We start from the raw sequence: 12924 nt of genomic DNA, 5'->3' as shown, positions 1-12924 counted from the left end.
TTTTGACTGTTTGCTTTTCTCGGCTTAGATATTCTCTTTTTTTGTTAAACTATCGGGCTAAATAATTTGATAATGTTAAAACGCTAACATCCTTGTAGCATTGTATCCTTTTCTCGTTTAAAGCAGTTTAAATGCTTTAAATAGTCTAATTCCACCATGTACTTGCAGGCATCTCTTTAATTTCTATACCTGCAGCAATAGCATTTTCTTTTGTACTATTAACAAATAAAGATTTAATTAGATTGATCATATTAGCTCCTAGATGCGAACTTGACCACGGCGAGTACCAATACGGACTTGGCCACGACGAGTACCAGTTTCAGTAACATCTAATTTCTCGTTATTAATGCGAACTTGACCACGACGAGTGCCTGTTTCCGTAGCGTCTAATTTTTCACTATTAATGCGAACTTGACCGCGACGGGTGCCAATACGCACTTGACCGCGACGAGTACCGGCTTCTTCGATGTTGAAATCATTTGTGTTTACAACGGCAGGGGTACCAGACATTGCTAAAGATAGAATTAATGAACTAAGCATGTTTTTTCCTTATTAAAATTATTATTAAAATCAATAAGGTTTAAGCGAAAACTGTGCCATAAGTGCAAGGTCTTTACCAGCAAGGCCCTACGCTTATGTTTAGAGAATAAACTTGCAATGCCATAAAATTGACACCTAATAGCTAAATTGTATTTTGATCAAATGAGGTCGATTTACTCGTTATTTGGAACGAAAGTAAATATTTTTGAAAATCATTTTCAGGTAATGGTTTACTATATAAATAACCTTGTAACTGCTCACAGCGAAGACCTGATAGAAAACTTAACTGTTGGTTGGTTTCTACACCTTCAGCGACAACTTGCATGCCTAAGTTATGTGCAATAGTGACAATGGTAGCTACCATATTTCGGCCTTGCTCTGACGTTTCTATATCATCAACAAAGGCCTTGTCTATTTTTAATGTGTTTAGTGGGAATTTTTTTAAATAAGCCAATGAGGAGTAGCCAGTGCCAAAATCATCTAGTGATAGATGAATACCCATCGCACGTATTTGCAGCATAGTATCAATGGCTTTTTGTGGTGAATCCATTACCGTACCTTCGGTAATCTCTAGCTCTAAATACTTGGCTGGTAGCTCGCTTTCTTTTAAGGTATTCGCAATCATAGACACTAGGTTTGGCTGAGTAAATTGTACAGCAGATAAGTTCACTGCAATACGCCCTTCAAAAAGACCAGCATCAACCCACTTTTTGGTAGCAAAACACGCTTTTCGAAGTACCACTTCACCGATATCTATAATTTGTCCTGTTTCTTCAGATACTGGAATAAATACCACAGGGCTAACGATACCTTTACTAGGAGTCTCGAAACGAACAAGTGCTTCCATACCTGCTATTTTCCCAGTAGCGATTTCAATTTTTGGCTGATAAAAAACTGAAAATAAGTCATCTTTTAGACCGTGACGAATGAGACTTTCGACTTGTAAGCGCTTAACCGCGGTTTTATTCATTGAATCACTGAAAAATTGGTATTTATTGCCGCCAGAATTTTTTGCGTGATACATTGCTGTATCGGCATTTTTCAGTAATTCTTGCGGGCTAATGCCGTCCTCAGGGTAAAGTACTATACCGATACTACTATAAAGAACGATTTCCTGGCTTTTTAGTTTTAGCGGCAAAGCAATTGAGTCTAATACTTGCTTGGCAATCGTTGTAACAGTGTGGATATCATTTGTGTTTTCAACAATTAAACTAAATTCATCTCCACCCAGTCGATAGACACTATCTTGGTTTCTACCTAAGCCTCGAATACGCTCAGCGACCTTACAAAGTAAAACGTCACCGACTTCATGTCCTAATGAATCATTAACTTTCTTAAAATTATCTAAATCGAAAACTAATAAGGCATGCGATATTTTATTTTTAACTAATCTTTGTTGATTAGCTTGAAAATAAGAACGGTTAGGCAACCCAGTTAAGGTATCCGAATTAGCAAGTTTTCTTAATTCAGCTTCGGTTTGCTTACGCTTTGTTATATCTGAAAAAACACCAACAAAATGTGATATATTACCTGTTTCATCCTTGATAATATCAATATTTAAATCCGTGAAGTAAAGCTCGCCATTGTCGCGAATACTTTCAATTTCACCATGCCAATTACCCTTTGTGATCAAATGCTTCTTAACATTCTGGTTAAAGCTTTCGGGGTACTGCTCGAATTTTAATGGAGAACCGCGCATTTTTAGCTTTGTCTTACCGGTAATGCGCTGATAAGCTTTGTTAACGTCAACCACAGTAAATTGGCGATCATAAATAACAATAGCGTCTGAAATATTTTCAATACATTTTGCAAATAACTTTAAGCGTTCATCGGTGCGTTTTATTTGACTGATGTCTTTTAGTGTTCCTGTCATACGTGAGGGCTTATTCTTTTCATCACGTTCGACTATTTTACCGCGGTCAAGTATCCAAATCCATTTGTCGTCTTTGTCTTTTACACGATAGGTAGCTTCAAAATGTTGGCTGCTATCTTCAAAGTGCTGATTTAGTGCCTCCCTTACTCTTGGGATATCTTGTAGATGAATATTGGTTTGATCGGCACCTACATTGCGCTTCCCATCTTGTGGAAACTCTAAAATGCCCCAGATATTAGAGCGGTATATTTTTCCTTTCTTAATATTCCAGTCCCACATTTCATCGCCGCTACCCCACAGAGATAGCTTTAAGCGCTCTTCACTCAACTTAATTTGTAAATGATATAACCGCTTATGACGCATTTGCTGGAGAAAGTAAGCAACAATTAAGATAGAAGTTAAACTATAAAGTAATATTGCACTGAGTGATAACCACCAGGGCGGCATAATTTTAATACTTAAAGCTTTAACTTCACTTTCTTGTTTATTCTGTAAATCGTAGGCTTGTACTTCAAAACTATAATCACCTGGGCTTAAGTTGGTGTAGGTTGCTCGTAAATTATTTTTACCAGCATCGATCCAATCATCTTCTAAGCCGAGTAGTCTATAGCGGTATTTTAAGTGGCTTGGCATTTTCACATTTGGGGAAATAAACTCAATACTAAATTGAGACTGCTTATGCCCTAACTTTAATAAATCTAGATGATTTGGTGCTTTTTTAATACTAAAGTCAGTGCTTATTTCTTGTTTGCTGACAGTAGGGACCTCTTTATTTGCAATTAAAATATTGGTGATATACGGCTTAGGCAGCTTTTGACCTGTCATGATTAGTTCATTGGGAGATAATGTATGGAAACCATTTATGCCTCCAAAGTATATGGCTTGATTTTTAGTGATTATTCCACTGTCGCTAATAAATTCGTTGTCAGAAAGCTGGAAGTCGATGTTAAATGATTTTACAAGCTTGGTATTAGGGGATATTGCGTTTATACCATTATTTGTTGATACCCAAGCCGTCTCGTTAGTATCTATTTTTATATCTGAAATAAAGTTATTAGAAAGGCCTGTTTCTTCATTAAATCGTGAAGTTTTTTCAGCGTGCTTATTAATGAGTGTAACACCTTGCCCTCTGGTTCCCAACCAAATCCAATTTTCGGATACTGAGATGTTAGTATAATTTCCATTATTAGCATCATTAATGGTGTTGTATTGCTTTCCTGAGAAAGTAAGACTTAAAGTATTAAAAGTCAGAATATGGTTATCAGTTGTTGAAAGCCATATGTCATTATTAATGTCGCTAGTTAGCATTGTGAATTTTTTTGTACTACCTTGACTAAAACTTCTAAACTTCTTGGTTTTGATGTTATAGCTTTTTAGTTCTCCTTCTTTTTCAATAAACCAAATTTTATCTTTAAGTAAAATTGAATTGCTATAATTCAATTGGTTAGAGTTTTCAGCCCATTCTTCATTTTTTATCAATATTTTACTTTGAGTGTCATAATAGAAAAGGTTGCTATGTTCTGAAGGAGTGCTTGGTTCTGTTTTTAGCCATAAGTTGTCTTTTTCATCAACCATTATTTGAGATATTGGAGTATTGTTATTAATACTCACTTGAAGTGCTCCTCCATCAGATGTTAGCTTATTCAATTGTCCATTGTCTGTTGTGAACCAAACAGAGTTATCAGAAGTTTCGGCAAATGCGTATACCGCTTGGTTAGCACCGTCATATTTGAATAGTCCATGCACTAGCTTTTTTTGTAAAGTATTAAATGTATTGATTCCTCCTCCTGTTGTGCCAAGCCACATATCACCTTTCTTAGTTTTATATACTTTATAGAGGAAGTTGCTCGAAAGAGAATTTTTGTGTTGAACACCTTGGTGAGAGTTAACTTTACCGGTCAAAATATTAATACTATTTAAGCCACTTAATGTGCCTAGCCAAACAGATGACTCATTAAGTTGTTCAATTGAGCGAACCATATTTGATAACAACTTTAGGCTAACGTCACTACTTTCTTTTGTATAGTGTTTAATTATTTCATAACTTTGTGAAATAATTAAAAGACCATTATTTGTTCCTAGCCAATATTGATTATCAATATATTTTAAGTCATAAAGTGCAGTCGCGTTGAGGTTGATGTCCCATTTATTTTTATCATTAAGAGATACTACTGAAGACATAGTGCTATTGGTTAAAAATATGCCCTTATCATAGGTTCCTAGCCAATAATTCCCTTTTTCATCTTGAAAAATAGTTTTAATTTCTTTTAGTACATTTTCAAAATCTCGAAAACGAATATGAACGAAATCATTATTTTCATGATTAAATTTTTGGAGGCCTTCTTTGGTAGATATATATATATTGCTTTGTTTATCTTGATATATATCCCAAATCTCATTGTCTTTAAGGGAATTGTTATCGTTTTCTTGGTGCAAGAAGTTATCGAAATTGTCTAACGATGGGTTATAGCGACTTAAGCCTTCATTAGTACCAACCCATAAAACACTCTTATCATCGATAAAAAGTTTACGGATAAAGTTGTCGGCAATTGAATTCTTGTTTGTACTATCGTGTCGATAATAAACAAAACTTTTACCGTCGTAGCGGTTTAAACCATCTTGCGTCGCAATCCACATAAAACCATTAGAATCTTGAATTATATCGTAAACATAACTTTGAGATAATCCTTCCGCGATTGAAATACGTTCAAATTTTAATGGATTTTGATTGACGTTATTCGCAAATGCGTATGTTTGTATAGCAACAGAAAACGCCATCAAACAAATAAAAGAGGCACGGAAAATAGAAAAATTCGAAAATAGTCTTTGCTTGAAGAAAGATAAATGCACTAATACAACCCTACGCTTGTGAAATCCATACCCTGTAAAATTACATTAACGGATATGCCAGATATTATTATTATTTTGGATCTCGTAGCCCATTAAAAATGATGCGAGTGAGTAAGTCAATCTTTGCTGTTTGTTAAGTTACGATAATATTAAATGAAACATTTTCAGCTTATCGTTATATCGGCAGGGTTAGTATTTTCTTTGACATTTCTTTAACAATAATTCGTTATTTTCGGCAGACGAAGTATTTTTTAGTGCCTTTTCACACTGAGTATTATTTTCATAAGTTACCAGTGATAAACGATCGTCCGTAATTGCACCATGAAAGTGATGTTGAATAAAATTAATAATGTCAGCTATTGTTAATGTTTTAATTACTGCTATAAGTTGCTGTTTTTGTATAAAAGACGTTTCCTTATTGCAAATGGCGGCCCAATATCGTTGACTTTTTATTCTTAAACTAGTGTCTTTCTCTTGTAGCTGGCTTGCAAGACCAAACTGTAAGTGTTGCCAATGCTCTTTAGGTAAGTTTTTTATATAATCATTAGCTCTGCCGATAAAATCACTCATTGCTGAGGTCAGTGTTGATGAGTCGGTGTGAGGTGACTGAATATAAAAGGCAATGCCGGGGTATCGATTGATAGGGATAAAGCCAACCCCCACTAAATAACCATATTGCTTTTCAGTACGCATTTCTTGGAAAAAAATAGGCGATAGTAGCTGATTAGTTAACATCGTTAATGCTACTGTATGTAAGTCTTTTCCGGGCATAGGATAATAGAGTACCGCGGCATGATCATGCTCAGGTAACTCCAGAGGAATGGTTATTTGTTGTTGGTTTTTAATATCAATACATGGAATTTTCACCGAACTTTCATCTGATAGTTGCTGGCCAAATTCTTGTTTTATGATGCTGATCATTCGCTTGGCAGCGCTTATTGGCCAATTACCGTGAATTAGAGCTTCTACTGCCACTTGGTCAAATATTTGCGGAATAAATCTTTTGAAATCATTGAAGCTGATTGCTTCGAGTGCTGAAACTAAGCTTTTGCTGCTTGGACTTTTAGGCTGCATGGCTGCACTAAGCGTTGCGAATAATTGCGATATAGACTTGCTGCTTTCGGAATTTTTCCAGTGGCTAACTAATTGTTGCTTAAATAGTTCGAATTTTTTCTGACAGAATTCACAACGTAGCAAACTTGCAAGTAGTAAAGGTAGTAATTGTTCTTGCTTAGTGCTTATACCTGAAAGCTGCAATGCCATCCCACCTTGATGAGAATATAGGTGATAGTGAATGCCTGCTAATTCAGCATCGTAATGTTCTTCGACTACTGCATCACTATAAAGGTCGATAAACAATCGAGTCATTGCAATACTACTGGCGCTTTCTATGACTTTTGGCGAGTCGATTGATATATATATGTAACCTTTGGGTGTATTAAAACTAGTGTCATGTTTAAACCAAACGCATAAGCCATCTTGTTGGCAAATGCTTTTTGGTGGAGTTAAAGGATTATTGTCTTCACCTTGATAAGCGATAAGCTGTGGTTGAGCAACAATATAGTTATTTTCAGTTGGCAGAAATAATTGTTCAATAGCGGGAGGGTCTTGCCAGTCTTTAATTTGAATAGTAGCTAAATCAGCAATAGAGTACGGCACTTGGTACCACTTACTCACTCTGTTTTTTTCGTGATCATCAAGCTGTTGACTGATGGTAATAATACGAAGGTTTGTTGCTACCATATAGCTAAGTAATATGCCAAAAGCTGACTCATCCATGCCTTCCATAACATAATCACCAAAAATATAATCTTGCTCTGGGTAATGCTGCATATTGATAACAAGCTGGCTAGCAGAGTCTAGTGGTGAAAGCTTTTCTTGATATAAAAATGACAATTCTGCCAATGCTTTTTTTTCTCGGTAATAGTGCTTGTTCAGCGGCATGTTTTTCAATAACTTAATATAGGAGAATACAATGCTGATAATAGCGTTAATATTTTTTTCTCCTAATTCAGACAATGAGATATTAATATTAAAGTCTTTAAAGTTTGAGCCATTTATCCCTGAGCCTGCAGTTAATGCCAAAGCCCATTGTTTACTTTTGAGTAATGATAAAATGCTACCTGGGCCTTCATGGCCAATTAAATAAGCGAGAATAGCTTCTGGTTTATGACGGTAAAATTCGTCAATACTTGGCATCGCAAAACTAATGATTAACTGTTGATCATTTTTGACTGGACGAACTTTTATCCATTGTTGTTGGTGTTCAGGACGGTAAAGTGGTTGGCTAATTTTAGCTTTAGGAATACCATTTGATCTGATCTGTGAAAAATGTGTTTTTGCTAAGCTTTCTAAATCTGCAATAGCTTGTGGACCTTCTAAAACTAGGGTCATAAAGTGAGCTTGATAGTTTTTTTGGAAAAAATGACAAACTTCATCACGTAAGTTATGGCCTGCTTTATCGGCTAATGTTTCACTACTTCCAACAGAAAACTTAGCAAAAGGGTGGTTTGGGTTAATGGTTTCTTTGTGTACATCATAAAGACGTCGAATATCATCTTTAAGCTTTAGCTTGAATTCAGCATCAATATTCTTACGCTCTTTATTAACAAACTCTTCTGAAAGTAGTGGCGCGGTAAAAAACTCACCAAAACGCTCAATTGCTGCAGCAAAGTGCTGCTTGCCGATATCAAAGAAAAAACAAGTATGTTCAGTTGCTGTCCAGGCGTTATTGCTGCCGCCATGTTCATTGATGAATTTTTGATATTCACTGCCATCAGGGTATTTTTCGGTGCCAAGAAATAGCATGTGCTCCAGAAAATGAGCGAGACCTTGACGGTGTGTTGGGTCGTCAAAATGGCCAACATTAACCGCTAAGGCCGCGGCAGACTTGTTTGATTCTGGATTGTGAACCAATAATGCACGTAAACCATTGGTTAAGGTAATAGCTTGATATTGCTTTACGTCATTAGGGCTTTTTTTCACAATTGCTCCTGCAAAATTTGACTTGTAGCGTAATTTACTAGCGCTAGAGTCTTATTTTTATTATCTTTCTAAATTACCCTAAGGAATAAGGCGAGTCTATTTTATTCTTAACTGATGTTATAAAAAATTGAATAATTCCTTTACTATAGCCGCAAATAATAAAGTTCGTTTAAATTAAGGTAGTTATGCAAATTTTTGTTATGCGTCATGGCCAAGCTGAAAATATTGCGCCCTCAGATGCATTAAGACCATTAACAGAAAATGGGATCAATGAAGCTAGAACATCTGCGCAATGGTTGGCTGAGAATCAGCACTCGTTTGATTGTGTTTTTGTTAGCCCTTATTTACGAGCACAACAAACTGCAGATACAGTTATTGAGCAACTAAAATCAGTAGGTGTAAGAAAAACATTAAGTTTCATTACTCCAGAAGATAATGCAAAAGAAGTGCATGATTACTTAGATGCTGTGTTTAGCCTTGAGCAATATAAAAAGATTTTATTGGTGTCGCACATGCCTTTAGTTAGCTATTTAGTGGCAGAATTAACCAGCGATAACACTATGCCAATATTTCAAACTGCATCAGTGGCACAAATTGAATATGATACAACAAGAATGTTAGGTGAATTTGTTACCTTGGTTTCACCTAATGAAGTCACATTGTAAATAGTAATTTGACTTCATTAGTGCGTTACTGTTTAGTCGCGAACGAATTTATCTTTCAATTCAACCAGAACAAGTAGTGCGCCATTGCCACCCCATTCTAATGGCGCTTGATGAAAAGCCATTACGTCAGGATGTTGTACTAACCAGTGGGGAACTTTATTTTTTAATATCCGCGCGCCTAGGCCATGAACAATACAAACACATTGCGCATGTTCTTTTTCACAAGCAGCAAGTAAAGCGGCTATTTCGCGTTTTGATTGATGTTGGTCAAGGCCATGTAAATCAAGAATAAGATCTGGTACATATTGCCCTCGACGAAGGTTTTTAGCTTCAAATGTATCAACACCTTCACGAACATATTTCACTGGGCCTTGGCTATTTAAATCAGGTTCAAACTCATCTGAAAAATGAAACTCAGCGACAACTTTTTTATCTTTTTGTCTTGCTAACGTTGTTTTCTGCTTGATGGTTCTTTTTTCGGGGTGTACTCTGTCCTGCACCATAGGTTTTACCTTACCTATGGCATTTTTAAACAACTTTTTTTCTTCCGCGTTAAGTGCGTCTTTAAATTTCATGGGTGAAGTCTAAAAACATCGACGAACAATAACAAGCGAAAGGTTAATATAGCCCTTAAAATAATTACGACACTGAGATATTAGAGGAATATGTGGAAAAATTAGATTTTGCAAGTGTGAGCGAACAATTACATACCATTGGTGACTACGTACGCTTTGGTGCTAGTCAATTTAATCAAGCAGAGCTATATTTTGGTCATGGCACCATCAATGCGTGGGATGAAGCGATAACTTTAATCATGCATCAGTTATCATTGCCAAGCGATATGGTTGACGAATTAATGCAGTGTCGATTGATCGCACAAGAAAAGCAGGCAATATTAGATTTATTTCAACGCCGAATTACGGAAGGTTTACCTGCTGCCTATTTGACTAATCAAGCGATGTTTTGTGGTTTACCATTCTACGTAGATGAGCGCGTTTTAGTGCCTCGTTCACCGATTGGTGAGCTGATAGGTAATAAATTCGAGGGCTTAATTGATTGTGCTCCTCAGCAAATTTTAGATTTATGTACCGGTAGTGGTTGTATTGCGATTGCTTGCGCGGTTAATTTCCCGGAAGCAGATGTTGATGCTGCTGATTTGTCTGTTGATGCGCTAAATGTTGCACAAATTAATATTGAAGGTCATGGCTTAGTAGAACAAGTTATTCCAATTTATTCTGATGTTTTTTCTGGGGTTGAAGGGCAAAGCTATGATTTAATAGTGACTAATCCCCCTTATGTTGATCAAGAAGATGTTGACGCTTTGCCACAAGAATTCCTGCATGAGCCTAAAATGGGCCTAGGCAGCGGTTTTGATGGCTTAGATATCACGCGAAAAATTCTTGCACAAGCAGCAAGTTATTTAAATGATAATGGCGTATTAATTTGTGAAGTTGGTAATTCTCAGGTGCATTTAACGGCGGCATTCCCTAATGTACCATTTCAATGGTTAACGTTTGAACGTGGTGGTCATGGTGTTTTTCGAATAACCAAAGCGCAATTACAGCAACATCAGCAGGAATTTTCCAGTAACAAATAATGTACTCGTCAGTGCTTCAATTGGCGGTTTAGCGAAATAATATTTACGGATCAAAATCATTATGTCAGGCAATACTTTTGGTAAGTTATTTACAGTCACTTCATTTGGTGAAAGTCATGGGTTAGGTTTAGGTGCCATTATTGATGGCTGCCCTCCGGGCATTGAACTTAGTGAAGCTGATTTACAACATGATCTTGACCGACGCCGACCAGGCACCTCTCGCTTTACCACTGCTCGTCGTGAAGCTGATGAAGTGAAAATCATGTCTGGCGTTTTCGAAGGAAAAACAACAGGTACGCCAATTGGTTTGTTGATTGAAAATACGGATCAACGCTCACAAGATTACGGCAATATCGCTAATACCTTTCGCCCAGGACATGCTGATTACACTTATTGGCAAAAATATGGCATTCGTGACTACCGTGGTGGCGGTCGCTCTTCTGCGCGCGAAACTGCGATGCGTGTTGCGGCTGGTGCCGTTGCTAAAAAATATTTACAGCAAAAGTTCGGTATTACTATCCAAGCTTGTGTCACTCAAATTGGTGATGTATGCGCAGAGAATATTGATTTGAATATTGTTGAAGAAAATCCATTCTTCTTTCCTGATGCTAATAAACTTGAACAATTAGACGGACTACTTCGTGGTATTATGCGAGAAAAAGATTCGATTGGCGCCAAGTTAATGGTTGTAGCTAACCATGTGCCTGTTGGTTTAGGCGAACCTATTTTTGATCGTTTAGATGCTGATATTGCTCATGCACTAATGGGCATAAATGCTGTTAAGGCCGTGGAAGTTGGTGATGGTTTTGGTGTTGTTAATCAAAAAGGCTCAGAGCATCGTGATGAACTAACCCCTGAAGGTTTTGCTTCAAATCATGCTGGCGGTGTTTTAGGTGGTATTTCTTCTGGCCAACCTATTGTCGCCTCTATTGCACTTAAACCAACATCAAGTATTGGTGTTAGCGGTAAAACTGTTGACCTTGAAGGGCAGTCTGCTGATATTGTCACTAAAGGACGTCATGATCCCTGTGTTGGTATTCGCGCGGTACCTATTGCAGAAGCAATGTTAGCACTGACTTTGATGGATCATTACTTAAGACATCGCGCGCAAAATGCTGATGTGGTTTGTGAAACACCAGATATTGAGCGCTAATACTATTCTTTTCATTATTGCTAAGTAATCAAGCGCTGACTTAGCAATAATATCAACTATCTACGGATTTATAACTAGTGGTTTCAAAACAATTTGTTCGTCTATCGGCGAACTATTTTTGGTACTTCGGTATTTTAGGCTTAGTTGTGCCTTTTTTATCAGTATTTCTCGATGCAAGAGGCTTCACCTCACTGGAAATTGGCGAAATATTAGCGGTGATCACCGCGACAAAAATAGTTGCGCCAACACTTTGGGCACAACTCGCTGATAAATCAGGTAAACAATTAACCATAGTCAAAATTGGTGCTTTATTGTCGTTATTAAGCTTTAGTTTAATTATTTGGACAGTGAGTTATTGGCCATTGATGTTCAGTTTGGCGATGTTTAGTTTATTTTGGACCGCAATATTGCCGCAACTTGAAGTGATGACATTAAACTCTATTCGAAAAAGTGCCAAAATATATGCCCGTATTCGATTGTGGGGCAGCATAGGCTTTATTATTGTGGCTATGCTGGCTGGTGAGTTAATTGAACGTTATTCGGCCGAGGCCTTTAGTTATATAGGCATTGTCATTTTAGCGGGACTTTTCCTTTCAACCTTAGTGAGTCAGCAACCCCGGATTAAAAGTTTGGTAAAAATTGATGATTCATCGATTAAAGATAAAATTTTCAAAAGTAATTTTTTACTGTTTTTCTTTGCCGGCTTAATGTTACAAATGAGCTTTGGCCCGTATTATGTGTTTTTTGCTTTATACCTAAAAAATATGGCTTATTCTGGCTTTCTTATCGGTATTTTTATTGCTATTGGCGTAGTTGCTGAAATTGGTATTTTTATTTTTGCGGGGTTATTTTTCAAAAGTTTCTCTTTAAAAACGCTGATCAGTAGCAGTATTTTATTAACAGCACTGCGTTGGTACATTGTTGGACATTATGCTGATAGCGATATTGCCTTAGCTTTATCACAACTTATTCACGCCTTAAGTTTTGGCTTGTACCATAGCGCGAGTATTGCCTTTATTCAGCAGCACTTTAATGCCAACCAGCAAAGTCGCGGACAAGCGATTTATATCGGTGGAGTATATGGTATTGGCGGCGCAGTTGGTGCCTATATGGCAGGTATATTATGGCAAGATGGTATGGGTGCCATGACGACATTTGACTTTGCCGCACTAACGGCCTTTATCGGTGGTGTTTCTGCTTTGTTTATCACTAATAAACCAGTTAAAACACGTAATAAAAAGCCAGTTATTATCTAACTGGC

Annotated in this window: 8 protein-coding genes; 4 read left to right on the top strand and 4 right to left on the bottom strand. The window is 36.9% G+C overall.

Annotated features, from left to right (window positions below; all coding sequences use genetic code 11):
- Positions 1-258: 258 nt before the first annotated feature.
- The 3 genes from B7C41_RS06755 to B7C41_RS06745 form a co-directional block, all read right to left on the bottom strand.
- On the bottom strand, positions 259-540 hold the full coding sequence (locus tag B7C41_RS06755; protein WP_085298035.1) for a hypothetical protein: 282 nt from the start codon (positions 538-540) through the stop codon (positions 259-261).
- Between the two features lie 142 nt (positions 541-682).
- On the bottom strand, positions 683-5263 hold the full coding sequence (locus B7C41_RS06750) for an EAL domain-containing protein (RefSeq protein WP_085298034.1): 4581 nt from the start codon (positions 5261-5263) through the stop codon (positions 683-685).
- 189 nt (positions 5264-5452) lie between these two features.
- Positions 5453-8248, bottom strand: a complete 2796-nt coding sequence (locus B7C41_RS06745) for an insulinase family protein (protein ID WP_085298033.1) — start codon at positions 8246-8248, stop codon at positions 5453-5455.
- 185 nt (positions 8249-8433) lie between these two features.
- On the opposite strand from B7C41_RS06745, the gene sixA reads away from it, so the two are divergent.
- Positions 8434-8913, top strand: coding sequence for a phosphohistidine phosphatase SixA (gene sixA, locus B7C41_RS06740; RefSeq protein WP_085298032.1), 480 nt, complete (start codon positions 8434-8436; stop codon positions 8911-8913).
- Between the two features lie 32 nt (positions 8914-8945).
- Here sixA and smrB read toward each other — a convergent pair whose 3' ends face one another.
- Positions 8946-9488, bottom strand: coding sequence for an endonuclease SmrB (gene smrB, locus B7C41_RS06735; protein WP_085298031.1), 543 nt, complete (start codon positions 9486-9488; stop codon positions 8946-8948).
- Between the two features lie 92 nt (positions 9489-9580).
- On the opposite strand from smrB, the gene prmB reads away from it, so the two are divergent.
- From prmB to B7C41_RS06720, 3 genes are all read left to right on the top strand, one after another.
- Positions 9581-10510, top strand: coding sequence for a 50S ribosomal protein L3 N(5)-glutamine methyltransferase (gene prmB, locus B7C41_RS06730; protein ID WP_143764319.1), 930 nt, complete (start codon positions 9581-9583; stop codon positions 10508-10510).
- 61 nt (positions 10511-10571) lie between these two features.
- Complete coding sequence (gene aroC / locus B7C41_RS06725) at positions 10572-11663, top strand: chorismate synthase (protein ID WP_085298029.1); 1092 nt, start codon at positions 10572-10574, stop codon at positions 11661-11663.
- A 77-nt stretch (positions 11664-11740) separates the two neighbouring features.
- Positions 11741-12919: an MFS transporter gene (locus B7C41_RS06720; protein ID WP_085298028.1), complete on the top strand. Its 1179-nt coding sequence runs from the start codon at positions 11741-11743 to the stop codon at positions 12917-12919.
- The last annotated feature ends 5 nt before the right edge of the window (positions 12920-12924 follow it).

This window comes from Cognaticolwellia mytili (assembly GCF_002104475.1).
Taxonomy (GTDB): domain Bacteria; phylum Pseudomonadota; class Gammaproteobacteria; order Enterobacterales; family Alteromonadaceae; genus Cognaticolwellia; species Cognaticolwellia mytili.
The sequence above is the reverse complement of the archived record's forward strand: the minus strand, read 5'-3'. Positions and strand labels throughout refer to the sequence as shown.

Coding starts and splice junctions, on each gene's coding strand:
- B7C41_RS06755 (WP_085298035.1), bottom strand. CDS start 540: ATGCTTAGTTCATTAATTCTATCTTTAGCAATGTCTGGTACCCCTGCC.
- sixA (WP_085298032.1), top strand. CDS start 8,434: ATGCAAATTTTTGTTATGCGTCATGGCCAAGCTGAAAATATTGCGCCC.
- smrB (WP_085298031.1), bottom strand. CDS start 9,488: ATGAAATTTAAAGACGCACTTAACGCGGAAGAAAAAAAGTTGTTTAAA.
- aroC (WP_085298029.1), top strand. CDS start 10,572: ATGTCAGGCAATACTTTTGGTAAGTTATTTACAGTCACTTCATTTGGT.